General features: G+C 51.3%; 21 protein-coding genes. 13 read left to right on the top strand and 8 right to left on the bottom strand.

The genetic code is table 11. The features are described from left to right. Positions 1-431 precede the first annotated feature (431 nt). From E6P06_RS14060 to ydhT, 6 genes are all read left to right on the top strand, one after another. Positions 432-1058 (top strand): ferredoxin-like protein, encoded by a 627-nt coding sequence (locus tag E6P06_RS14060; RefSeq protein WP_003029338.1) that lies wholly within the window; start codon positions 432-434, stop codon positions 1056-1058. 120 nt (positions 1059-1178) lie between these two features. Beyond that, entirely contained in the window at positions 1179-3281 is a 2103-nt protein-coding gene (locus tag E6P06_RS14065; RefSeq protein WP_049012626.1) for an aldehyde ferredoxin oxidoreductase, read from the top strand. 10 nt (positions 3282-3291) lie between these two features. Further along, complete coding sequence (locus E6P06_RS14070) at positions 3292-3957, top strand: YdhW family putative oxidoreductase system protein (protein ID WP_003836542.1); 666 nt, start codon at positions 3292-3294, stop codon at positions 3955-3957. A gap of 63 nt (positions 3958-4020) precedes the next feature. Continuing rightward, a complete protein-coding gene (locus E6P06_RS14075) occupies positions 4021-4689 on the top strand; it encodes a 4Fe-4S dicluster domain-containing protein (RefSeq protein WP_139935905.1) in 669 nt (222 codons plus the stop codon). Beyond that, the gene (gene phsC / locus E6P06_RS14080; RefSeq protein ID WP_139935350.1) at positions 4686-5471 is read left to right on the top strand and encodes a thiosulfate reductase cytochrome B subunit; all 786 of its coding nucleotides are present in this window, start codon (positions 4686-4688) and stop codon (positions 5469-5471) included. The genes E6P06_RS14075 and phsC overlap by 4 nt, the downstream gene beginning before the upstream one ends. 51 nt (positions 5472-5522) lie before the next feature. Then, positions 5523-6287 (top strand): protein YdhT, encoded by a 765-nt coding sequence (gene ydhT, locus E6P06_RS14085; RefSeq protein WP_371419215.1) that lies wholly within the window; start codon positions 5523-5525, stop codon positions 6285-6287. Between the two features lie 9 nt (positions 6288-6296). Here the strand turns inward: ydhT and E6P06_RS14090 are convergent, their stop codons facing one another. The 5 genes from E6P06_RS14090 to E6P06_RS14110 form a co-directional block, all read right to left on the bottom strand. Then, positions 6297-6974, bottom strand: a complete 678-nt coding sequence (locus E6P06_RS14090; protein ID WP_032935888.1) for an amino acid ABC transporter permease — start codon at positions 6972-6974, stop codon at positions 6297-6299. After that, positions 6964-7749, bottom strand: coding sequence for an amino acid ABC transporter permease (locus E6P06_RS14095; protein ID WP_119174181.1), 786 nt, complete (start codon positions 7747-7749; stop codon positions 6964-6966). Before E6P06_RS14095 ends, E6P06_RS14090 begins: the two co-directional genes overlap by 11 nt. After that, entirely contained in the window at positions 7749-8567 is an 819-nt protein-coding gene (locus tag E6P06_RS14100; protein WP_003029322.1) for an amino acid ABC transporter ATP-binding protein, read from the bottom strand. Before E6P06_RS14100 ends, E6P06_RS14095 begins: the two co-directional genes overlap by 1 nt. A gap of 1 nt (position 8568) precedes the next feature. Continuing rightward, positions 8569-9402 carry an ABC transporter substrate-binding protein gene (locus tag E6P06_RS14105; protein ID WP_139935352.1) on the bottom strand — a complete coding sequence of 278 codons (834 nt, stop codon included), beginning with the start codon at positions 9400-9402 and terminating at the stop codon, positions 8569-8571. A 209-nt stretch (positions 9403-9611) separates the two neighbouring features. Continuing rightward, positions 9612-9752 carry a hypothetical protein gene (locus E6P06_RS14110; RefSeq protein WP_003832695.1) on the bottom strand — a complete coding sequence of 47 codons (141 nt, stop codon included), beginning with the start codon at positions 9750-9752 and terminating at the stop codon, positions 9612-9614. Between the two features lie 332 nt (positions 9753-10084). Here E6P06_RS14110 and E6P06_RS14115 point away from each other — a divergent pair, with 332 nt between their 5' ends. Next, positions 10085-11566: an APC family permease gene (locus E6P06_RS14115; protein WP_003029313.1), complete on the top strand. Its 1482-nt coding sequence runs from the start codon at positions 10085-10087 to the stop codon at positions 11564-11566. Between the two features lie 21 nt (positions 11567-11587). Here E6P06_RS14115 and E6P06_RS14120 read toward each other — a convergent pair whose 3' ends face one another. Together E6P06_RS14120 and E6P06_RS14125 are read right to left on the bottom strand one after the other, a co-directional pair. Further along, positions 11588-12286, bottom strand: a complete 699-nt coding sequence (locus tag E6P06_RS14120; RefSeq protein ID WP_003029308.1) for a cache domain-containing protein — start codon at positions 12284-12286, stop codon at positions 11588-11590. A gap of 24 nt (positions 12287-12310) precedes the next feature. After that, entirely contained in the window at positions 12311-13036 is a 726-nt protein-coding gene (locus tag E6P06_RS14125) for a FadR/GntR family transcriptional regulator (protein WP_003029304.1), read from the bottom strand. A gap of 315 nt (positions 13037-13351) precedes the next feature. Between E6P06_RS14125 and E6P06_RS14130 the strand changes: the two genes are divergently transcribed. The 4 genes from E6P06_RS14130 (at position 13352) to E6P06_RS14145 (ending at position 18458) form a co-directional block, all read left to right on the top strand. Then, positions 13352-14779 carry a gamma-aminobutyraldehyde dehydrogenase gene (locus E6P06_RS14130; protein WP_139935353.1) on the top strand — a complete coding sequence of 476 codons (1428 nt, stop codon included), beginning with the start codon at positions 13352-13354 and terminating at the stop codon, positions 14777-14779. Between the two features lie 11 nt (positions 14780-14790). Then, on the top strand, positions 14791-15264 hold the full coding sequence (locus E6P06_RS14135; RefSeq protein ID WP_053069592.1) for an ester cyclase: 474 nt from the start codon (positions 14791-14793) through the stop codon (positions 15262-15264). 89 nt (positions 15265-15353) lie between these two features. After that, the gene (locus tag E6P06_RS14140) at positions 15354-17246 is read left to right on the top strand and encodes an FAD/NAD(P)-binding protein (protein ID WP_003843507.1); all 1893 of its coding nucleotides are present in this window, start codon (positions 15354-15356) and stop codon (positions 17244-17246) included. Between the two features lie 3 nt (positions 17247-17249). Continuing rightward, positions 17250-18458 (top strand): cytochrome c, encoded by a 1209-nt coding sequence (locus E6P06_RS14145; protein WP_016150165.1) that lies wholly within the window; start codon positions 17250-17252, stop codon positions 18456-18458. 43 nt (positions 18459-18501) lie between these two features. On the opposite strand, the gene E6P06_RS14150 is transcribed toward E6P06_RS14145, so the two are convergent. Beyond that, positions 18502-19977, bottom strand: a complete 1476-nt coding sequence (locus tag E6P06_RS14150; RefSeq protein ID WP_003843510.1) for a PLP-dependent aminotransferase family protein — start codon at positions 19975-19977, stop codon at positions 18502-18504. A 106-nt stretch (positions 19978-20083) separates the two neighbouring features. Between E6P06_RS14150 and puuE the strand changes: the two genes are divergently transcribed. Beyond that, the gene (gene puuE / locus E6P06_RS14155; protein WP_032935874.1) at positions 20084-21346 is read left to right on the top strand and encodes a 4-aminobutyrate transaminase; all 1263 of its coding nucleotides are present in this window, start codon (positions 20084-20086) and stop codon (positions 21344-21346) included. Positions 21347-21559: 213 nt separating this feature from the next. Further along, positions 21560-23692, top strand: coding sequence for a TonB-dependent siderophore receptor (locus E6P06_RS14160; protein ID WP_139935354.1), 2133 nt, complete (start codon positions 21560-21562; stop codon positions 23690-23692). Positions 23693-23696 lie beyond the last annotated feature (4 nt).

The following is a 23696-nucleotide window of genomic DNA, read 5'->3' on the forward strand; positions in this document are numbered from 1 at the left end:
CGTTAATCTATCAATAATTATAATTTAGCGTTGCAATTAATGCTATCAAACTCGCTATATATTTAATTGTATATCGGATGATGTATAAAAATATATATGAGAGTGGAGTCACAAATATTTGCAATACATATGAAGTGCTATTTCAATTTATCTTAATGATAATAAATCTCACTCCGCATTAATTATATCCCTTCCGTTTTTTAATTGATGACGATCAAGACTATGCATGCTGAATAACCACATTATTTCTGCGCCTAACCCTAAAGGATTAGATTCATTCAGTTTAACCACCGTCATTTATGCGATCAGGTTAGGGCAAAAATTTACGTGTTGTTGGCAACATTAACCGCCCGATATGGCTTGACCTGCGCTGGTTTAAATTAGCCTGAAGGTGTTGCTACCACAGCATTTGCGAAGAGGATGCGAAATAAATGAACCAGGTTGATCGTCCATTTTTAGATTGTGGTTTAACGCGACTAGAATTTCTGCGGATATCAGGAAAAGGACTGGCGGGATTAACGATTGCTCCCGCGCTGTTATCCCTTTTTGGTTGTAAGCAGGAAGATGTCGATAGTGGGACTGTTGGGCTTATCAATACGCCTAAAGGGGTTTTGGTGACCCAGCGAGCTCGCTGTACGGGCTGTCACCGCTGCGAAATTTCCTGTACCAATTATAACGATGGTGCGGTGGGTACCTTCTTTTCCCGGATAAAAATCCATCGCAATTTCTTCTTTGGCGATGATGGTGTCGGGTCCGGTGGTGGGCTGTATGGCGATTTAAACTATACCGCTGATACCTGCCGGCAATGCAAAGATCCGCAGTGTATGAAGGTCTGCCCGATAGGTGCAATTACCTGGAAGCAGGAAGACGGTTGTATTGCGGTGGACCACAAACGCTGTATTGGCTGTAGCGCGTGTACCACAGCCTGCCCGTGGATGATGGCGACCGTAAATACCGAAACGAAAAAGTCCTCAAAATGTGTGTTATGCGGGGAATGCGCCAATGCTTGTCCGACTGGGGCATTAAAAATTATCGAGTGGAAAGATATTACTGTTTGATAGATAGCAGGCATACCTGATTCGCGCCATTAATTGCCAAAAATACCGCAGTTTTGGATAAAAAAGCTGCCTGAAGAATGGCGGGTATATCTATTAAACCTTCTTGCAAAGGAAAACATGATGGCTAATGGTTGGACAGGTACTATTTTACGGGTCAATCTCACCACGGGTAATATCACCCTTGAAGATTCCAGTAAATTTAAAAAATTTGTCGGTGGGATGGGCTTTGGTTATAAAATTATGTACGACGAAGTCCCGCCAGGCACCATGCCTTTTGATGAAGGGAATAAGTTGGTTTTTGCCACCGGACCATTAACGGGTTCTGGCGCTCCCTGTAGCTCCCGCGTCAATATCACCTCCTTATCGACTTTTACCAAAGGCAATTTAGTCGTGGATGCTCATATGGGCGGTTTCTTTGCTGCACAAATGAAATTCGCCGGTTACGACGCCATTATTATTGAAGGCAAGTCCGAATCGCCGGTCTGGATCAACATTAAAGACGATAAGGTTAGCATCGAAAAAGCCGATTTCCTGTGGGGTAAGGGGACGCGCGCCACAACTGAAGAAATTTGTCGCATCACCAGCCCGGAAACCTGCGTCGCCGCGATTGGCCAGGCGGGGGAAAATCTGGTGCCGCTCTCCTGCATGATCAACAGTCGCAACCACAGCGGCGGAGCTGGTACTGGCGCAGTAATGGGCTCGAAAAACCTGAAGGCTATTGCGGTAGAAGGGACCAAAGGCGTCAATATTGCCGATCGCAAAGAGATGAAGCGGCTCAATGACTACATGATGACCGAGCTCATCGGCGCTAACAACAACCACGTTGTGCCAAGCACCCCGCAGGCCTGGGCAGAATACTCTTCGCCAAACTCGCGCTGGACGGCGCGTAAAGGGCTGTTCTGGGGCGCAGCAGAAGGCGGACCAATCGAAACCGGGGAAATCCCGCCGGGCAATCAAAATACGGTAGGTTTCCGTACCTATAAATCGGTGTTCGATCTGGGGCCAGCCGCAGAAAAATACACGGTCAAAATGAGCGGCTGTCATTCATGCCCTATTCGTTGTATGTCGCAGCTCAATGTTCCGCGGGTGAAAGATTTTGGCGTGCCGAGTACCGGCGGCAACACTTGTGTGGCGAACTTTGTACACACCACCATTTTCCCCCATGGCCCGAAAGATTTTGACGATAAAGACGATGGGCGCGTGGTGGGAAACCTGATTGGTCTGAACCTGTTTGACGATTACGGTATCTGGTGTAACTACGGCCAGTTGCACCGTGATTTTACTTATTGCTATTCGAAAGGCGTCTTTAAGCGCGTACTGCCGGCTGAAGAGTATGCGGAGATCCGCTGGGATCAGTTGGAAGCGGGTGATCCTAATTTTATTAAAGACTTCTACTATCGGTTGGCGCATCGCGTGGGGGAACTCAGTCACCTTGCGGACGGCTCGTATGCCATTGCTGAACGCTGGGATTTGGGCGAAGAGTACTGGGGTTATGCCAAAAATAAACTGTGGTCGCCGTTCGGTTTTCCTGTTCACCATGCGAACGAGGCTTCAGCGCAGGTGGGGGCGATCACCAACTGTATGTTTAACCGTGACTGCATGGCGCACACCCATATCAACTTCATCGGCTCCGGTTTGCCGTTGAAATTGCAGCGCGAAGTGGCGGGCGAGCTGTTTGGTTCACAGGATGCCTACGATGAAACCAAAAACTACACCCCGATCAATGCTGCCAAGATCAAATATGCCAAATGGACGCTGCTGAAAGTCTGTCTGCATAACGCGGTTACGTTGTGTAACTGGGTTTGGCCGATGACGGTTTCACCACTCAAGAGCCGTAACTATCGCGGAGACTTGGATCTGGAGGCGAAGTTCTTCCAGGCAGTCACCGGTGATGAAACCACGCAGGCGAGTCTGGACCTGGCCGCTGAACGCATCTTTACCCTGCATCGCGCTTATACGGTCAAACTGATGCAAACCAAGGATATGCGCAATGAGCACGATCTCATCTGCTCCTGGGTATTCGATAAAGATCCGAAGATCCCGGTCTTCACTGAAGGAACCGATAAGATGGACAGGGAGGATATGCGTCAGTCATTGACGATGTTCTATCAGGAAATGGGTTGGGATCCAGAGCTGGGTTGCCCAACGCGTGAAACCCTGAACCGACTCGGACTTGAAGACGTGGCAGCTGATTTGGCGGCACAAGATCTGTTGCCAGCGTAAGGAACGTGAGATGACTAACGTGAGCAACGTTCTGGCACCCGTAGAGGCGCTTCCTGACGAGGTTGATAGTCAAAAGAGACACTGGCTGCAGGCGTTTCACCCGTCGGTAGAGCAGGTGACTGCGCCGCAGGTTCAGGATCCTGCCAGCCCGGAGTCGATTGTGGCAGATTTTATCCGCCAGCATTCGGCATCGGGGCAATTGGTGGGGCGCAGCGTGTTTCTGCAGCCACCTTATTCCGTCCCTGAAACCGATCTATCCGTGCTGCTGGATGTGCTGTGTCAGGACGCAATTAACGCGGATATCACCCGTGTGCAGGGCGCGGAAGATGTCTATTTCTACTCAACGCAAACCATGACGGCAAACTACGCCGACATGTGCGTGCAGGTGGTGGAAAACGACATCTGCCGTGCGATTGCCGAGGCGGTACGCTTCGACGGCCGCACGTATCCTCGCCCCTATAAGGTCGCCATGTTGACGCAACCGCCGTATAGCTTTGAATCTCAGCAGATTACAGCGGCGCTAACGGCTATGGAAACGCATCCCGATTACGCAGATATACGTACTGTGGAATCGTCAAATGCGGAACCTTATCTGTTTAGCGAACGTTTTATGAGTTATGGCAAAGCGTACGGCCTGTGTGAATGGCTTGAGGTTGAGCAGTATCAGAACCCATGAATTATTCAGGTTGATGTCATGGAACGTGTGGACGACCACTGTCACAGTTTAGAGGATAACCCGATGTCCTTCACCCGACGAAAATTTGTCATTGGCATGGGGACGGTGATTTTTTTCACCGGCCCAGGTCAAAATCTGTTAGCGAGTACCAGGAGCCCTAAAGCCGTTCGTTACGTCATGATTCACGACGAATCACTGTGTAACGGATGTAATATCTGCGCGCGGGCCTGCAGGAAAACCAACCATGTTCCTGCCCAGGGCAGCCGTTTGTCGATAGCGCATATTCCAGTCTCGGACAACGACAACGAAACGCTGTATCACTACTTCCGTCAATCCTGCCAGCATTGTGATGATGCGCCTTGTATTGAGGTGTGTCCGACCGGTGCCTCCTGGCGGGATGAGAACGGTATTGTGCGAGTAGATACGTCTTCCTGTATCGGCTGCAGTTACTGTATTGGTGCGTGTCCTTATCAGGTTCGTTATCTCAACCCGCATAACAAAGTGGCGGATAAATGCGACTTTTGCGCTGAATCACGCCTGGCGAAAGGTTTTCCACCGATCTGTGTTAACGCTTGCCCGGAACATGCGCTGATTTTTGGCCGTGAAGATAGCCCGGAAATTCAGACCTGGTTGCGAGAAAACAAGTATTACGAATATCAACTTGCAGGCGCCGGGAAACCCCATCTGTATCGTCGGTTCGGTCAACATTTGATTAAAAAGGAAAATGTATGAACGCGTCGCAAAATGCCGAACAGTTTCACGCCCAGCTTGCGCAGTATGTTCCCCTGTTTTCACCGGACTACTGGCCCGTGTGGTTAGTCGTTGCCGGGTTAATGCTGGTGGGAATGTGGCTGGTGCTGGCGCTTCACGCCATGCTGCGCTTTCGGGCGGCACATAAAACGTCGGCAGGGCACGGTGAGAAGGTCTATTTATATTCGAAGGCTGTTCGTTTGTGGCACTGGTCGAATGCGCTGCTGTTTTTGCTACTTCTGGTCAGTGGCCTGGTCAATCACTTCTCTGCCGTCAGCGCACCGGTAATGAAAAGCCTGCTTACCGTTCATGAGGTTTGCGGCTTTTTGCTACTTGCCTGCTGGGTTGGTTTTGTGCTGATCAACCTGATTGGCGGCAACGGACATCACTATATTATTCAACGTCAGGGCTGGATCGCTCGCGCGCAAAGACAAACACGTTTTTACCTGTTTGGCATTATGCAGGGCGAGTCACATCCATTCTCGGCATCGCCGCGTTCTAAATTCAATCCGCTACAGCAGGCGGCCTACGTTGGCGTGATGTATGGGTTGCTGCCACTACTGCTGATTTCTGGGTTGTTATCGCTTTACCCGACGGTCGTCGGAGATCTGTTTCCTGGTGTGAGTTACTGGCTGCTTCAGGCGCACTTTGCGCTGGCAATTGTCAGTCTGTTTTTCATTTTTGGGCATCTTTATCTTTGCACTACGGGCCGCACGCCGGGCGAAACCTTCAAGTGTATGGTGGATGGCTACCACCGGCATTAAGCGATGATGATTACACGAAGTGACTTACGGGCCTGGCGTGTTGGGCCCGTCATGTATCGCTGGTTTCTACGCGCGTTTCCCGCAGGAGGAAGCTATGCCGATGTTCATCGCGCGCTCCAGCGGGAAGGGTATACCGATTGGGCAAATAGCCTGGTGGAATACGGCTGGTCGAAATGGCGGGAAGAGGCGAGTTTTGCTCAGCAGGATATTGACGCAATGGGGAATATTTCCTGTGAGCAAGCAGCGGAGGAAACCAGTCGTCCGTTGGCGAGTGCGGAAGATTATGCCCGATTTAGCAGTGCGGGTGACAACGTTAAAATTGCCAGCGCCGGGTATGCCGCACAGATCGCCAGTGCCGGTTACAGCGCACGGATTGGCAGTGTAGGCTATAACACGCATATCGGCAGTTCAGGCGATCGTGGGCGAATAGCGATTGCGGGAAATTCGGCGCGTATCAGCAGTGTGGGCGACGGAACGCGTATCGCCAGTACCGGCATGCGCGTACGCATCAGTTCGCTTGGCGACCGAAACCGGGTTGCCAGTAGCGGTGATTTAACCCAGGTAGCCTGTTTTGGCGCAGAGGCAAAAATCGCTAACTGCGCGGACAATATCCACATTATTGCCAGCGGAGAGAACACCGTTGTTGCCAGTACCGGTACTGTAGATTCGATAACGCTCGGTCCCGGCGGATGTGCGGCGCTGGCTTATCACGATGGCGAGAGAATGCGCTTTGCGCTTGCCGTTGAAGGGGAAAAAAACATTCGGGCGGGCGTGAAATATCGGCTCAACGAAGGCCATCAGTTTGTGGAATGTTGAGCCGAGAGGTCATTTTAGTGCGAAGCGGCGCTGGGTGATTTTCTCCAGGCTAAAGCACAGCAGGTAATAGACCAGTCCGGTAAAGATAAAAATGGCTGTCGGGTAGATTTGCACCCGGCTGTTAACCTGACCGGCAACCGTCGTGAGTTCCGGTACGTTAACGATAAATGCCAGTGACGTGTCCTTCAGTAGCCCAATGAAAATCCCCGTCAACGACGGCAGTACGTTACGCAGCACCTGCGGCAGCAAGATAAGCCACAGGGCCTGATCCCGGCGAAACCCCTGAACGACTGCCGCTTCATATTGCCCACCAGGCAGTGCGCTAATTCCAGCATACACCGAGTGCATCACCGAAGCGGTGGTGAACCATGCCAGCGCCAGCGTCACGGTAACGGCACCGGGCAGATCGCTTCCGGTCAGCATGGGTAGCAAATACCACATCCAGAAAATCACAAAGATGAGCGGAATGCCGCGAATAAATTCCGCCCAGATAAACAACCCGTTGCGAACCGCGCCAGGAAATCGCCAGGCGCAGCAGGCAAGAACGATCCCGCCAGGCAGCGCCAGCAAAGCCGCACCGATAGCCATCAGCAAAGTGAGCAGTACACCGCCGGGTTGCCCCTCAGCTACACGTCCCCACAGGAGATAGTCAAGATTGTCGGTAATGACCGAAATATTAGCGATCATGCAGTATGCTCCTGACGCTGAAGATGCGCATTCTTACCTTTGACGATTTACCCGCCGCCGGCCGCGGGCCAAGACGCGTAAGCAACATACCCAGCACGATGCCGGTAAACAGATAGAGTGCGGTGCCAACGGCAAAGGCTTCCAGCGCGTGCGCGTTGTAGCTCTCAATTTGCCGTACCTGGTAGGTGAGCTCAGCAAATCCAATACCGCTGGCAAGCGAGGAAAGCTTCATCAGGTTGAGATATTGCCCAACAATGGGTTGCCAGGCGTTTGCCAGTCCCTGAGGCAGTAGAATGTGACGAAATATCGCCCAGGATGAAAACCCCTGCGCCACGGCAGCCTCGCGTTGTCCGGCAGAAACTGCCTGTAAACCTGAGGCGATCTCTTCGACCAAAAATGCTGAGGTAAATACGCTCAGTCCCCATGCTGAACAGATAAACTCCGGCGTTAACCACCAGACATCACCCGGCAGAATTGACCATGGATGATCAGCATTGATGAAGCTAATGACGTCACGGGGAAGCCAGTTCCATGCGGCAAAATACCAGAACATCAGTTGCACCAGTAAAGGTGTATTGCGAAACACCGAGACCCACACCCCGACCATCGTTTTAGCGAGACGATTGCCCGTCAGTCGCATGCTGAGCAGTGAGATGGCAATGAGCGTGGCGAGCACGATACCTGCCAGCGTCACCCAAAGCGTGGTAAGAAAACCAGAAATTATCCATTGCAGGGGTTGCCCGCTCAGTACTCCCTGCCAGTCCATTGCATGCATTATGATGATGACTCCTGGTGTAACGGGTCGAGCACTTTTTTCAGGAAACGCTGGGTTCTCGGGTGCTGTGGTTGGACGAAAAAATCCTCCGGCGGGGCCACTTCAAGAATATCGCCACCATCGATGAAAACCACACGATCGGCAATCTCGCGGGCGAAATGCATTTCGTGGGTCACGACGATCATGGTGATACCGCTGTGGGCGAGATTTTTCATCACCTGCAATACCTCGCCGATCATCTCCGGATCCAGCGCGGAGGTGGGCTCATCAAACAGAATAATTTGCGGTGATGAAGCCAGCGCGCGGGCGATGGCCACGCGCTGCTGCTGTCCACCGGACAACTGTGCGGCATAGGCATTGGCTTTTTCCGCCAGTCCCACCTTTTCCAGCAACTCAAGTGCCCGGCGATCCGCTTCCGTCTTATTCCAGCCGTGAACATATTCCAGCGCCAGCGCGATGTTTTGCAGCGCAGTCAGATGCGAATAGAGATTGAATTGCTGAAATACGAAACCGATACGGCTGCGTAGCTGGCGTAATGCCGCCCCGCGCAACTGGCTAATTGGTTTACCATCAATGAAGATTTCGCCATCGCTGAGCGACTCCAACTGGTTGATAAGACGTATAAGAGTGGACTTTCCAGAACCGGAAGGTCCCAGAATGGTCACCACTTCACCGGGCTCAACTGCCAGGTTGACGCCGTTAAGTACAGTTTGAGCGCCATACTCTTTAACCACATTGCGTAGCTCGACGCTCGCCTGACGCAAATGGGTAAAATCCGCAGCCGAAGCTGCGGAACGATGAAAAAGGGCTGAGAGCATATTATTTGGCTTCTATTTTAAAGGCGCGGGCTTGTGGATTTTTGGTTTCAGGACCAAACCAGACATCATAAATTTTGGCCGCCTGCCCGGTAGATTCCAGCTTCAAAAGTTCATCGTTGACGGCTTTTAACAACGCTGGCTCACCTTTTTTCACCCCCACGCCAATCTCTTCTTTGCTCAGCAGGTCCGGTAGAATTTTGAAATCTGCTTTATCCGGCGCACCGCCTAATAAACCGGCCAGAATCGTACTGTCCTGGGTGATGGCCTGAACATTGCCGTTGCGCAGTGCAGTTAACGCTAGCGGGATATCGTCATAGGCCAGTACGCGCGACTGCGGGAAGCGCTGATGCAGTGCCTGTTCACCAGTAGTGCCTTTTACCGCGCCGATGCGTGCTTTGCTGTATTGATCGAGCTTATCCGGAGATTTTGCTGGCACAAGAAACTGCTGGCCGGTAACAAAATAGGGGACGGAGAAATCTATTACCTGCGACCGCTCAGGCGTGATCGTGATATCCGCAACGATTAAATCGGCTTTACCAGATTGTAATAACGGAATTCGGTTTGCCGGATTGGTCGCCACCAGTTCCAGTTTTACACCAAGAGATTTGGCCAGCGCTTCGGCAAAATCGACGTCGTAGCCGACAATCTTATGCGTTTTGGCATCGATGGAGCCAAACGGCGGGTTCGCGTCAAATGTTGCGACTTTTACTACGCCTGCGGCTTTGATATCGGCCAGTTGGTCGGCCTGAGCCTGTGAGACGCTAATGCCTGATGCCAGCAGGATGCCGAGTACCAGCAGTGTTTTTTTCGCGCTGTGAGTTTTTGTTACCATCATTTTGTAAGTCCCTGTCGTTTTTTTTGGTTTGTGCTTTTTACGCTCCCATAACTCAGGTTCAGGACAAAATAAGAAAAAATTCTTATCTATTTACAAAATGTTATTAGTGAAAAAGGTGTTAACAATGGGTAAACGCAATGCGATATGTAGCCAGGCGAGAGGGCATAGCCAGGAGGTAAAAAAAAACCGGCATTGCGCCGGTTCGGAAATCAGATTTTGCAGGCGTCACCGCAATCATTATCAGCAATAATTTCTTGCGCTTTCTTGTCTGCATCTTCCAGACGTTCAGCGTTACGCTCTTGCGCTTCTTCCAGTCCATCAAAGACCAGATTATCGAGATCAATTTCCATCATTCACCTGCTCAGGTTCAGCGTTTAACATCACGTTATTATATTGCAAAAATGTTGCTTAACAGCAGCGATTCTTGCTACTTAGCATCGAACGCAATCCGCTGTGCGTATTTATCCGCCAAAGTGGCCCACGGTTCGCAATTGCTAAAGAATTGTTGGTTGTAAATACCGCAAAATTCTCGCTCTCTCTACCGTTTTATTCCCACTTTTTCATTAACGTGATGCGCGATCATTTTTAACAAATCTGCGACAAAATCACTATACATATAACTTAATATCTTTTATACATTAATTGTTCAACCCTGCGACTATTCCACAAAAGAGAAAGCTATATGGAACAGACACCTGATAAGAAAAACGATAATTTTCAAAAAGATGGTAAAGAACAGTTCAATAGATCGATCGGTTTAATTTCAAACTTCGCGTTGGGTTTTACCTACCTGTCGCCGCTTACCGCCGTCTATTCGCTGTTTGCGCTGGCCGTAACGCTGGCGGGGCCGCCTGCAGTTTGGTGGATTTTAATCGTCGCATGTGGGCAACTTTTGGTGGCGCTGGTGTTTGGTGAGGTCGCTTCCCAGTATCCGATAACCGGCGGGCTTTACCCTTGGGCCAGAAGGTTGTGGGGCAAGAAATATGCGTGGATCGCCGCCTGGATCTACCTGTGGGCACTGGTGGTCACCATTACGTCGATCGCGGAATATACATCAACGTTTGTTGAATCACTCTTCCATTATGGTCAGACTCCAGCCACGATGTTGGTGACTTCCGTTCTGCTGCTGCTGTTGATGATGGCGGTTAATATGTCCGGGACTAAAAATCTGGCCCGGGTGGCGAAAATTGGTTTCTGGTGTGAAATTGTTAGCGTGATCGCGCTGGGGATTTATCTGCTGATTTTCCACCGTTCGCAGCCGTTCTCTGTAATTTTTGACTCGATGGGTGTGCTGGCTCATGACGGCAGCTATTCCACCGCATTTATGTCTGCTGCGCTGATGGGACTGTTTATGTTCTTTGGCTTTGAGGCCTGCGGTAACGTTGCGGAAGAGGTGCAGAATCCCAGTAAAAAGATCCCAGTGGCGATGATTTTAAGCATCGTATTCGGCGCGATTTCCGCCATTATTTCTGTTATGGGTTATCTGTTGGCATCACCGAATCTGGTCAGCATCGTGAATGGCAAAACGTCCGATCCGATCCCGGCAATCCTTAATGAAGCTCTGGGTGAAACCGGCGCGACTGTCTTTATCGTCGTCGCGATTATCGCCATGTTGTCGTGCATTTTGTCTCTCCAGGCTGCGTTAAGCCGTCTTATCTTTTCTTTCTCCCGCGACAGAATGCTGCCGGGAAGTGAATGGATGGCCAAAATCTCTAAAAATGGTGTTCCGGATAATGCCATGGTCGTCAGTTGCCTACTGCCAGTGATCATCTGTGTTTGGGTTTATTTCCAGCCAGATAACCTGTCGCGTATCACCGCGTTTGCTGTTATCGGGATTTACATCTCGTTCCAGATGGTTGTGCTGGCCGCGCTGCGTCAGCGCCTGAAAGGCTGGAAACCGGCGGGGGAGTGGACCATTGGCGGTTGGGGCGTAATCGTGAATGTGTTGGCGTTAGCTTACGGATTGTGTGGGATCTGGTTACTGGCGCAACCGGCGGACAGCAGCGACTTCATTGACCGTTGGACGGTCCTGTTCGGCCTGGCGATTGTCGTTGGCTCGGGACTTATTTATATGTTCCTGACCCGTCCGTTTGGTCGTTCAGCGGCGCCGGAAAACGACGCCATTGCGTACGCCAGTAAGCTCAATATGGGGCAGGATAACTAAATACTAAGGGCCTTCGGGCCCTTAGTTTTGATAGTGATAAAGGATAAAGTAGTCGCTCTGATACACTACGGTACTATTTGCAGGTGACAGCAATTCACCCACGCGAAAACGTGGCCAACTGGAGAAAATGATCCTGTTTTCCAGATTGGTCAGAATCACATAATCAGGATGAGCGCAGGAGAGCAGTTCGGCTTCTATCTGACTGACCAGCAAATCGACCGCGGCAACACCGAGAAACTGGTCGTTGTAGTAGACCGGGACGGCTGACGTTAGGGTATAGGAGATATTGCAAATATAGTCGACGTAGGGACCGTGGATATAGGCTTTGCCAGCCGGAGGAGAATGCTTAAACCACTCAAAGGTTCTGAAATCCAGTCGTTGTTGCGTGGCCTGATCCAAATCCAGATGCGCCTGGCTCAAACCATTATCTTTCTTATACCACCACTCCAGCAACCAGTACTCTTTTGTGTTTGCGGTGCTCTCAATATGGCTGGCGAATCCCGCCCCTGAACAGTAATGGTTGTCACTGAGCGTGCGCTTGATGTGCTGTTGAACGGTGGATCTTACTGATGGGTCGAGAACGACCTCGGCTGAGGCCTTTTGTACCCCTGAAATCGCTTCATGGATGCTCCTCGCTAGCGCAACGGTAGAATCTACGGTAGAAACAGTTATGTCATCAATTTTACGGATTAATGCGCTTAGGGATGTCGAAGAGCTCATTGTCTGTCCTGCCTTCACTGATTGTCAGTTCGAGTTATATTTCAGCTTTTTTTCAATAAGGTAGTAGGTAAACGTGTCGATGATCCGTGTGGCAAACTGTACTGACTCTGCCTCGTTGTGAGCAGCCAGTGCATCGGCCAGCGCTGAATAAAGCGCGATAATTTCCGCATGAATACTGTCTGTGCGATAAAGTATCGCCACAAGTGATGCCCATTCAGCCTGAACTTGCAGCTCCTGATTGGCCAGTCGCGCTGAATGCGAACTGGCGGCAATCGCCAGCAGGCAACGCATATCGGCCTGGGTCATCAGCTCAGGTGAGTTTGCCTTTCTGAGAACCTCGACAAACTCGCGAAATTTGGCGATATCCGCACCGGTCATCCGTCGGGAAGCCAGCCTCGCGCTATGGCTAATAATGGCGCAATGCATTTCACCCAGATCAGACAGATAATCCGTACTGATCGCTTTGAACGGGTGCAGGGCGCTATTTTTGCCATCGATATTTTCGCAAACGAAGCTCCCGCCATTACGACCGCGAACCGTATGGATAAGATTATTAGCCCGAAGCGTGTTTAGCGCTTCTCTGATAGTGATATGTGAGACACCCATCATTTTTGCCAAATCAGTTTCGTTGGGAAGCTGTTCTTTTGGCTCCAGCAACCCCGTGATAATGGCATTTGAAAGGCGCTGGACTATCTGGTCTGAACGACTGACCTGCCCGATAGGCGCAAATATGACCGCGTGAGTAATCATAATCTTTTCTGTACTCAATTCCCTGAAACAACGACCATTTTTAACACATGCCCGTCGGGCAAGGAAGGTAAGAATGGCCGAGTTATTTTACATGCCTGGGCGCAACGTCACTGCACAAGCGGATGTGTGTCCCGATAACCTCATGATGAGCTGAGCATAACGCGTCAGCTGGCAATGAAAAGCCTCACCTTGCAAATGTGAAAATTAAGTTAAAAATGCGAGGCTTATCATAGTGTCAATGTTGCGCATTTGAAAAAAATTTACAATATATATATTACATAAGATTCTTTATGTATTAATTGGCAGGAGACAAACATGAAAACCCTGAAGCATTTTATTAATGGGCACTATGTAGCAGGCAGTAGCGAAGATAGCTTCGAACTGGTGAGTCCGGTTGATGGTGAAACATACGCAATTTCTCCCAACGCTAACGAGGCGGAGGTAGAGCAAGCCTACTCAGCAGCGGAGGCGGCGTTTAGCATCTGGAGAAAATCGACGCCAGCACAGCGGCAAAAGGCGTTATTGCTACTAGCTGATGAGATTGAACGCAACGTTGAGCGACTGGTAACCGCGCAGAGTCAGGAAACCGGTCAGCTTCGCCATTTTATTGAGAAAGAGGAGATTGCGGCATCCTGCGATGCCATCCGTTTTTTTGCTGGCGCGGCGCGCTGTCTTGAAGGGAAGGCGGCCGGAGAATATTCCGCCGGGTTTACATCGACCATCCGTCGTGAACCGCTGGGTATCGTTGGGCAAGTTACGCCGTGGAACTACCCGTTCATGATGGCGGTGTGGAAGATTGCACCAGCGCTGGCGGCAGGCAACACGGTCGTGTTAAAGCCAAGCGACACCACACCAGTCAGTACGCTGCTGTTAGCTGAACTGGCAGCACCATTGTTCCCGAGAGGGGCGTTTAACGTCGTGTTGGGCAAAGCCAGCACTGGTTCGCTGGTGGTTTCAAACCCGAAGGCTTCACTGGTTTCGATTACCGGTTCGGTCCGCGCGGGTTTGCAGGTTGCGGCTTCGGCGGCGGCAAACCTGACCAGAGCACACCTGGAATTGGGTGGAAAAGCGCCTGCAGTCGTGTTCGCCGATGCGGATATGGATAAGGCGATTGCGACAATCACTACGGCAGGCTTTTTCAATGCCGGGCAGGATTGCACAGCGGCTACGCGGATCCTGGTAGAGCAATCCATCTATGCTGAGTTTCTGGAAAAACTGATCCAGAAAACAAAAAGTATCAAATTTGGGCCGCCAGAAGATCAGAATGCGCTGTACGGCGCATTGAATAGCCGGAATCAACTGGAGCAGGTGAAAGGTTTTATTGAGCGTTTACCGGCACATGCAAAAATTGAAACCGGTGGGCGTGCCGGGCCAGGTCCGGGCTTCTATTTTGAGCCGACGATTGTCTCCGGATTGCATCAAAATGATGAAGCTATTCAGCATGAAGTATTTGGTCCGGTAATGACCATTCAGTCGTTTTCTACTGACGAAGAGGTATTACACAAAGCGAATGATGTGGAGTATGGTCTTGCCGCCAGCGTCTGGACCCGTAACCATGGTCGCGCGCAGCGCTTCAGCATTTACCTCGATTTTGGCACGGTGTGGATTAACAATCACATTCCTCTGTGCGCCGAAATGCCGCACGGCGGGTTCAAAAAATCGGGTTATGGCAAAGATCTCTCATCCTATTCGCTCGAAGAATACACTCGGGTGAAACATATCATGTGTGACATTTCTGAATAGAGAGGATTACGATGAAAACAGTAAAAATTGCGGTTCTTTCATTAGTGATGCTCTCTGGCTATAGCCTTGCAGAAAGTACATCGCTGAATACCGTAAAAGAATATATGGCGGCGTGGAATGCGCATGATGCTTCAAGAGCCGCTCAATATCTTGCGGATGATGCTGTTTATTATGATGCCGCCGCGGGCGAACCGATAAACGGCAGAGAAAAAGCGGAAAAAGAGGTTATCGGCGCTTTTATTAAGGCGGTGCCAGATCTGAACTGGAAAATGGTTGGCAAACCCGTCTACGACGAAGACACCGTGGCCTTTCGTTGGGAATTTTCAGGCAAAAATAGTGGTGAATGGGCAGGGAGTCCGCCGACAAATAATCCGATCAAATTTGAAGGCGTAAGCTATATTCATGTTAAAGCAGGAAAAATCACCTGGCAGGGTGATTATTATGATTCTAAAAAACTGGATGAAGAGTTAAAGCCAGTGAAGTAGTCGGTTGTACCCCTTTATAAATAAGAAGGGGGTATTTCTCTTATTTGTGTCGTATTAAAGGCAGTGTGTAGCAATAAGGAAAAAAGTTAATGGCAATTACCAGACGTGATTTTCTCAACGGCGTCGCGGTGACTATTGCGGCGGGACTTACCCCGCTGGAGTGGGTCAGGGCGACAGGAAAGGGAAACGCATTTATAGATGGAAATTATTATCCTCCTGCGCTGACAGGGCTGCGGGGTAATCATCCTGGATCATTTGAAATGGCGCATGCGCTAGGCCGCGAGCAGAAGCATTTTGATTTAAACGCTCTGCCCGTTGAGGAAGAATACGATCTAGTGATTGTTGGGGGCGGGATTAGCGGGTTAGCTGCCGGTTGTTTTTGGCGTCAAGTTGCCGGGCAAAATAGCCGGGTCCTGATCCTCGATAACCATGACGATTTTGGCGGACACGCCAAACGTAATGAATTTACCAGCTCGGGCAAGAAATTACTCGGTTATGGCGGCAGCGAAGCATTCCAGTCACCCGCGCATAATTTCAGCCCTGAAGTACAAAAACTGATGGAAACCGTGGGCGTCAGCGTCACGCGGTTAAAAGAGAGTTTTGACGTAAACTTCTACCCCGACTGGCAGCTCAGTCGCGGGGTTTTTTTCGACAAGAAGAATTTTGGCGTAACAAAAATCGTCAGCGGCGATCCGGGCCGCGCGGTATCTGATGATATTCCGCCGGACAGGCTCAATGGCCGTAAAATTGAAGACTTTATCAATGATTTTCCGCTAGGTGAGAACGACAGAAAAGCGCTGATCGACCTGCATGTGCGCCCTGGCGATTACCTTCCGGGGATGACGGTTGATGAGAAAATGGAATGGCTGGATACCCACAGCTACAGTGAATTTTTAGCAACAAAAGTGGGTTTGAGCAAAATGGCGCTGCTTTATTTTCAGCAGCGTTCCAATGACTTCTTTGCCATCGGCATTGAAGGCATCTCCTGCAGCGATGCCAGGGCGTGCGCCTTACCCGGCATGGAAGGGATGGGGTTACCGCCGTTGGACGGAGAGTCGCTGGCCGACCTCGAAGAGCCGTATGTTTACCATTTCCCGGACGGTAACGCCGGTCTGGCCCGACTGTTAGTCAGGTATATGCTGCCGGATGCGCTACCGGGTAACACGATGGAAGACTCTGTTCTCGCCAGATTACATTATGAAAAGCTGGATCTACCAGAAAACACCACGCGCCTGCGCCTGAACAGCACAGTGATTAATGCGGCCAACGTGCAGGATGGCGTTGTGGTGACCTACCTGCGTGACGGTAAAATGCACCGTGTGCGCGGTAAGAACACCATCATGGCAGGCTATAACATGATGATCCCGTATCTGGTGCCTGAGATGCCGGAACAGCAGCAGGCGGATCTCAAACTGAACGTCAAGGCTCCGCTGGTGTACACCAACGTGGTGGTAAAAAACTGGCAGGCGTTCAAACAGCTTGGCGTACATGAATTTTATTCTCCAGCGGCACCTTACAGCCGGGTTAAGCTCGACTATCCGGTCAGTATTGGTGGGTATCAGCATCCGGCCTCCCCGGACGATCCGATGGTCATTCACATGGTCTATGTGCCGACCTACCCGGGCAGTAACCTATCGGCCAGAGAGCAGTTCCGCCTGGGACGAGCCTATTTGCTGGGGACCACTTTTGCGGCGCATGAGGAGATGATTCGCTCCCAGTTGCAGGAGATGTTTGGCTCAACAGGCTTTGATAATCAACGCGATATCTCCGCCATTACCGTTAACCGCTGGGCGCATGGCTATGCGTACTACGCCAATTCACTGTTCGATGATATGGATAAAATGCCAGAAATTATCGAGCGGGCGCGTCAGCCAGTCGGTCGCATTGCCATCGCTAACTCAGATTCTGACTGGAGTGCTTATGCCCACACAGCAATCGATCAGGCATGGCGTGCGGTTAATGAACTCAAGGATATGGGGTGATCTATGCGTAACGTAACCATTCTCGCCGCCTGTTTATTTACCGCTTCGGTAAGCGCTGCTGAATCTAACGGTGAATACATCGCGCGAATTTCAGACTGCGTCGCCTGTCATACCGCTGAAGGTGGTGCGGCGATGGCGGGGGGCAAAAAGTTTCCTACTCCGGTGGGGGATATTTATTCGACCAACATAACCCCAGACAAGGCACAGGGTATTGGTAATTACTCATACGAGGATTTTGAAAAGGCGGTACGCCAGGGAATTGCCAAAGACGGTCATCCGCTCTATCCGGCCATGCCTTATCCCTCTTATGCAAAACTTTCTGACGAGGATGTTCAGGCGCTGTATCGCTATTTTATGCATGATGTCACACCGTCTGCGCAACCCAATAAAGAGAATGCCATTCCGTGGCTACTCTCCGCCCGCTGGCCACTGCATATCTGGAACTGGCTGTTTACCGACGCGCCAGCGACGACAGTAGATAGCGCGAAACCAGATGACAACACAGCTCTGATAAAACGGGGCGCTTATCTGGTGGAAGGTCCCGGGCACTGCGGTTCTTGCCATACACCGAGAGGCATGGCGATGAATGAAAAAGCCTATACTCATGCAGATGCCGAGTACCTGAGCGGAGCGATGATTGACGGCTGGTATGCACCTTCGCTGCGGGGCAGCGGAATGTCTGAGCAGGCGTTAAAATCGCTGTTGCTGACCGGTAAGAGCAAGCATGCTGCGGTTTCAGGTTCGATGGCTGAAGTCGTCACGCAGAGTACACAGTATCTGACCGACGAAGATGCCACGGCGATCGCCCAATATCTGCTGAGTCTGAAAAGCGCGAAGCCTGAAACGGTGCGTGCTGCTGCGACTACAGCATCCTGGTCGAATTCACCAGAGGCGGGCAAAGTGACCTATAACCGTTACTGTTCAACTTGTCACGGTCTGGAAGGGAAAGGTACGGATGATAACGCACCTTCTTTGGTCAACAATCCGCTGGTCATGGTTGATGACCCGACGCCGCTGTTCAGAGTGATTGCCCACGGCGCAGAAACACCGACAACGCGTGGCAGCGTCTCCTTCAAGATGCCCGCTTACGGAGGCATGTTAAGTGACAACGAAATGCGCGACGTGATTAATTACGTGCGTAAGACCTGGGGTGAAGGGAATGGCGAAGTAAGCCATGAAGATCTGGCTGGGATTAAAAAAGCATCACATTAAACAGTATGCCGGATAAGGTGCTTGCACCACCATCCGGCAGTGCTTACACGGTGTTTACCCTGATAATATCCGCGAGTCGGGTAAACGCCGCCGACATTTCATGCTCTTCAATACTTGCAAACCCCAGCAACAGGCCGCTGCGTTTCTCTTCATTCACGTAATAGCGTGATAACGGGCGCACCAACAACCCTTGCGCATTCGCTTGTTGGGCAATGACCGCGTCATCGCTCCCTGCGGGTAACTGTAAGATCATATGCAGCCCGGCGTTGCTGCTGAAGGAACCAAGATAATGTTCACCAAGCTGGCGGCTGATAAGCTCTACCAGCATCTGGCGACGACGACTGTATAGTTGGCGCATTTTCCGAATGTGCGCTGCGTAATAACCCTCGCGAATAAACTCCGCCAGCGCGGCCTGAATCAACAGATGTCCACCACGATAGAGGTCGTTATGAACCTTTTTCAGCGGAGCGGCTAACGATTTAGGTAGCACGACATACCCGAGTCGCAGTGCGGGATAGAGTGTTTTACTGAATGTCCCGATGTAGATGACCGGTGTCTCTTCTTCCAGCCCCTGCAAAGAGGGGATCGGCTGGCCGGAAAAGCGGAACTCACTGTCGTAATCATCTTCCACTATCCAACTTCGCGTTTCACGTGCGCGAAAGATAAGTTGCCGGCGGCGACTGAGGCTCATCACCGAACCGAGAGGGTATTGATGTGACGGTGTCACAAAAATAAGTTTTGGCGGTGTTTCGCCTGCATCCGGCGGGACCATACCTTGTTCATCAACAGGAATAGCCGAAAAATTTACCGCATTGATACGCAGAATATTTTTGATTCCCCAGTAGCCCGGCTCCTCAATCCAGGCGTGATCGCCCGGGTTGCATAACGTTCGGGTCACCAGATCCAGCGCCTGGTGAATACCTTCGGTAATCAGAATTTGCTCCGGCGAACACCGCACGCCGCGAGCGGTGCGCAGATAGTCCGCCAGCGCTTCTTTCAGCTCATTCACACCGCCTGCGGCATCGTAAGTGAGAAACTCCGGGCGCAATCGTCTTGCCAGCCTGTCCTGAATTTTTTTGAGCACCCGGTGTGGGAAATGCTCTACATCAGGTACGCCTGGAATAAACGCGCCCCACTGACGGGGACTGGCACTGGCATTACCTAACAGCTCAAGGCAGCGGGCAGATAAGCGGGTGTGATCCTCCAGAGCCGCAGCAACAGGTTCTTTATTGGGACGCAGGTTGAGATTGTCCAGCACGCTGTCAGTGACAAATGTGCCGCTACTGGTACGCGCAGAAATATAACCTTCGGCCTGCAACTGCTCGTAAACCCGCAGGACGGTATTGCGCGATAGCATCAGCTCTCCTGCCAGGTCACGCGACGGAGGCATTCGGGTAGCCGGTTTCAGGCTACCTTCGAGGATGCAACTACAAATGGCGGCATACAGGCGGCGATGAAGTTTTTCGTCAGTCTGCTGACTAAATGCATGCTTGATCACATCTCCGGCAAGTGAACGCATTTGGATCCTTAAAATAAAACGATTTGGCTCTCGATTAAAGTACCAGACGGCGTCTAAATTTAAAGGGTAATTCAACCGAAATGTATTAATGGACAAGGTGTAGAGAATGAACAATAAAAACCTGCAACAACGTCGTCTGGATGCCACCCCTCGTGGCGTGGGTGTGATGTGTGATTTTTATGCCCAGTCGGCAGAAAACAGCACGATTACCGATATCGAAGGCAATCAGTACATTGATTTTGCCGCCGGGATTGCCGTGCTGAACACCGGACACCGCCATCCTCGCCTGGTGCAGGCAGTCGAAGCGCAACTTCAGGCTTTTACCCATACGGCTTATCAGATTGTCCCGTACGAAAGCTATGTGTCTTTGGCTGAGAAAATCAACGCCGTCGCGCCAATCGATGGCAAGCGTAAAACCACATTCTTCACCACCGGGGCTGAAGCGGTAGAAAACGCGGTGAAAATTGCACGCGCACATACCGGGCGTCCTGGCGTTATCGCATTTGGCGGTGGTTTTCATGGTCGTACTTACATGACGATGGCGTTAACCGGCAAGGTGGCACCCTATAAAAAAGGTTTCGGTCCGTTCCCTGGCTCTGTTTACCATGCTCCGTATCCTTCTGAATTGCAGGGTATTTCCACGGCGGACTCCCTAAAAGCGATTGAGCGTCTGTTTAAAGCCGATATCGATCCAACCCAGGTTGCGGCGATTATCTTCGAACCCGTCCAGGGCGAAGGGGGCTTCGTGGTGGCACCGCCGGAATTTGTGGCCGCCATCCGCCGTATTTGCGACGAGCATGGCATCGTGATGATCGCCGATGAAGTACAAAGCGGGTTTGCCCGTACGGGCCAGCTGTTTGCGATGGATCATTACGCCGATAAAGCGGACCTGATGACCATGGCGAAAAGCCTCGCGGGCGGCATGCCACTGTCTGGCGTCGTGGGCAAAGCCGAAATCATGGATGCACCTGCGCCGGGTGGTCTGGGTGGAACTTACGCCGGGAACCCGCTGTCGATCGCGGCGGCCCATGCAGTACTGGACATTATTCATGATGAACAGCTGTGCCAGCGTGCGGCGGCCCTCGGCGAACAGCTGCGCGCCGCTCTGACAGATGCGCAAGCAGGGTGTCCGGAACTGGCCGAAGTGCGTGGTTTAGGTTCTATGATTGCTGCTGAATTCTGTGATCCAGCGACAGGGGAACCCAACGCTTCCGCCGCACAACGCGTGCAGAAGAAAGCCCTTGAGCAAGGACTGCTGCTGCTGACCTGCGGTCAGTATGGCAACGTTATTCGTTTCCTTTACCCGCTGACGATTCCGCAGGATCAGTTCGCCAAAGCGCTTCAGATCATCAAAGCGGCGACCAAATAATTCGTTAGTTGTCCTTTACCTAAAGCCGACGGTCGTCATTACCGTCGGCTTTTTTGTTGCAGTAAATTTACCAATCACATCTCGTTATATATTTACATATATATCGATTAGATCTATCCTATTCATCATACAAATATAATAACTGTACTCTTCAAGAGAAGGTGCTTGCGTTAGCAGCCTCCAGTCTTTCTATCTAACGAATTGAATTAACGAATGTTAAATAACAAAATTACCCCAGTGGCCTCTGGGTTGTTGACCTTTGCCTGTCTTTCCACCGCCGTAACGGCTCATGCTGAAGATACCGTCATCGTTTCGGCGCCCGCCACGTCACAATCCTCGTTATCGGAACATGAACCTCCTGCGAGCGAAAAAAAAGCAACGTTAGGTAGCCTCGGCGAGCGAGAGCTGATAGACGTTCCCTGGTCGGTGCAGACGCTGTCGAAAAAAGTGCTGGATCAGCAACAAATCAAAGATGTGAAAGACGCCTATCGCTACCTACCGTCCGTTCAGGGTGACGGCGTCCGCCCGCAAACCCGGGGCATGCAGGGGAGTGTGGTACAAAACCATATGATTGATGGCCTGAACGCCGTCTCCACGACTGAATATTCGACCGAACAGTCCCAGAACATTGAAGTGTTGAGCGGCATCGCCGGGTCGCTGTATGGCCCCGCCAATCCAGCAGGGATGTTTAATCTGGTGTCCAAACGACCCGTCGATACGCCGTTACACCGCGTCACCGTGGGGCAAGGTACAGGGTCGGGTACGCTGACGTCGATGGATTTCAGTGGCCCAATCGATGCGGGAGACCGGGTGAAATATCGTCTCAACTTGCTAAATGATGAGGGCCATAGCTACACCACCGATAGCCATGTCCGTCGTCAGTACGCTGGCTTGGGGCTGGACTTTCAACTGACAGATCAAACGGTGCTGGAGAGTAATTTCAGCTATTACCATTATTACGAAAAAGGTATGCCGGGGAGTTTTGCTCTGGCGAAAGGCGTTCACTTCCCCGCGGCATTTGATCCTACAGACAGTAAGTATGGTCAGTCTTATGCGGGTCATGATGACGAAACAACCACCGTCGATATGCATATTAAGCATGATTTTGACGGCAACTGGATGCTGGATCTGGGGGCGCTGCACCAGGTTGCAGACCGAGAATCGACGGCAGTGACCAATACTCTGACGAATAACCAGGGAGATTACACCACCACAACCGCCAATTCGGCGGCCAGTCGCTTTATCATCAACAGCTATTTAGCGAACCTGACTGGTAGCGTTGATACTGGCTGGCTGACGCAGGACATTGCTACCGGAATGCGTGGATTTGTGTGGAAAAACTATAATCCAAGAAACGGTGGCACTTTCACTCTGGGGCATTCTTCTCTCAATCAACATCCCGACTATCCACGACCACCGTATCCAGATTTTAACGATCGCTATCATTCGGCGACCACCACTCAGCATGCATTTTTGCTAAGCGATACGCTGCATTTTTCCCCGCAGTGGAGCTTGCTGCTTTCCGGCAGCGAGAACCTGTTTACCGTCAGTAACTACAACAAAGCTGGGCATGAAAGCAGCCGTCAGAAAGACAATGGCATGAGCGGTTCCACCAGCCTGATGTATAAACCGGTGGAGAACGTCACGCTGTATACCACCTGGGCGGACAGTTTGCAGCAGGGCGATACCGCACCCGCCGGGGCGCGCAATGCCGGGCAGGTGTTAGATCCCTACCGCAGCCGTCAGATCGAAGTGGGCGCAAAATATGCGCCTGTAAAAGACCTGCTGCTTACCGCTGCGCTGTTTGAAGCCAAACGCCCCTTTGCCTATACCAACGACAACGGCGATTTTGCTCAGGACGGTACGCAAAAAAACCGTGGGCTGGAGCTGATGGCTGATGGGCATATTACTCATAATTTACGCGTGTTAGGCGGCGGAGCCTGGCTAGATCCAACGCTCCATAATACCGCGGCCAGCAATGCGGATGGTAAGCAAGTTGTTGGTTTGCCGCGTTTCGCCTCGAATATTCTCGCGATCTACACCATCGAACGGGTTCCGGGACTGGATGTCGACACGAACGTGCATTACGTCGGACGTCGGGCTACCGATAATGCCAATGACAGTTGGGTCGGGAGTTACACCACGGTGGACATCGGCACGCGTTATGCCACCAGACTGTGGAACACGCCAACCACTTTACGGTTTGATATCACCAATCTCACCGACCGTCACTATTGGACCAATATTGTTCCGGGCGCATTGACCGGCTACACGGGCGCAGGGGCTGCCAGCGCTCAACTTGGTGCACCGCGTCAGGCTCAGGTTTCTGTTCAGGTTGATTTTTAGGGGT

The sequence above is a fragment of the Citrobacter sp. CF971 genome (genome assembly GCF_006385635.1).
Lineage (GTDB): Bacteria > Pseudomonadota > Gammaproteobacteria > Enterobacterales > Enterobacteriaceae > Citrobacter > Citrobacter freundii.

What these genes read in the sequence shown, in the direction of transcription:
- phsC (WP_139935350.1), top strand. Translation starts at nt 4,686, where the DNA reads ATGAACGCGTCGCAAAATGCCGAACAGTTTCACGCCCAGCTTGCGCAG.
- E6P06_RS14135 (WP_053069592.1), top strand. Translation starts at nt 14,791, where the DNA reads ATGAAAACAGTAAAAATTGCGGTTCTTTCATTAGTGATGCTCTCTGGC.
- E6P06_RS14100 (WP_003029322.1), bottom strand. Translation starts at nt 8,567, where the DNA reads ATGCTCTCAGCCCTTTTTCATCGTTCCGCAGCTTCGGCTGCGGATTTT.
- E6P06_RS14125 (WP_003029304.1), bottom strand. Translation starts at nt 13,036, where the DNA reads ATGATTACTCACGCGGTCATATTTGCGCCTATCGGGCAGGTCAGTCGT.
- E6P06_RS14105 (WP_139935352.1), bottom strand. Translation starts at nt 9,402, where the DNA reads ATGATGGTAACAAAAACTCACAGCGCGAAAAAAACACTGCTGGTACTC.
- E6P06_RS14120 (WP_003029308.1), bottom strand. Translation starts at nt 12,286, where the DNA reads ATGAGCTCTTCGACATCCCTAAGCGCATTAATCCGTAAAATTGATGAC.
- E6P06_RS14140 (WP_003843507.1), top strand. Translation starts at nt 15,354, where the DNA reads ATGGCAATTACCAGACGTGATTTTCTCAACGGCGTCGCGGTGACTATT.
- E6P06_RS14075 (WP_139935905.1), top strand. Translation starts at nt 4,021, where the DNA reads ATGTCCTTCACCCGACGAAAATTTGTCATTGGCATGGGGACGGTGATT.
- puuE (WP_032935874.1), top strand. Translation starts at nt 20,084, where the DNA reads ATGAACAATAAAAACCTGCAACAACGTCGTCTGGATGCCACCCCTCGT.
- E6P06_RS14065 (WP_049012626.1), top strand. Translation starts at nt 1,179, where the DNA reads ATGGCTAATGGTTGGACAGGTACTATTTTACGGGTCAATCTCACCACG.
- E6P06_RS14095 (WP_119174181.1), bottom strand. Translation starts at nt 7,749, where the DNA reads ATGCATGCAATGGACTGGCAGGGAGTACTGAGCGGGCAACCCCTGCAA.
- E6P06_RS14160 (WP_139935354.1), top strand. Translation starts at nt 21,560, where the DNA reads ATGTTAAATAACAAAATTACCCCAGTGGCCTCTGGGTTGTTGACCTTT.
- E6P06_RS14070 (WP_003836542.1), top strand. Translation starts at nt 3,292, where the DNA reads ATGACTAACGTGAGCAACGTTCTGGCACCCGTAGAGGCGCTTCCTGAC.
- E6P06_RS14145 (WP_016150165.1), top strand. Translation starts at nt 17,250, where the DNA reads ATGCGTAACGTAACCATTCTCGCCGCCTGTTTATTTACCGCTTCGGTA.
- E6P06_RS14130 (WP_139935353.1), top strand. Translation starts at nt 13,352, where the DNA reads ATGAAAACCCTGAAGCATTTTATTAATGGGCACTATGTAGCAGGCAGT.
- E6P06_RS14090 (WP_032935888.1), bottom strand. Translation starts at nt 6,974, where the DNA reads ATGATCGCTAATATTTCGGTCATTACCGACAATCTTGACTATCTCCTG.
- E6P06_RS14150 (WP_003843510.1), bottom strand. Translation starts at nt 19,977, where the DNA reads ATGCGTTCACTTGCCGGAGATGTGATCAAGCATGCATTTAGTCAGCAG.
- E6P06_RS14115 (WP_003029313.1), top strand. Translation starts at nt 10,085, where the DNA reads ATGGAACAGACACCTGATAAGAAAAACGATAATTTTCAAAAAGATGGT.
- ydhT (WP_371419215.1), top strand. Translation starts at nt 5,523, where the DNA reads ATGTATCGCTGGTTTCTACGCGCGTTTCCCGCAGGAGGAAGCTATGCC.
- E6P06_RS14110 (WP_003832695.1), bottom strand. Translation starts at nt 9,752, where the DNA reads ATGGAAATTGATCTCGATAATCTGGTCTTTGATGGACTGGAAGAAGCG.
- E6P06_RS14060 (WP_003029338.1), top strand. Translation starts at nt 432, where the DNA reads ATGAACCAGGTTGATCGTCCATTTTTAGATTGTGGTTTAACGCGACTA.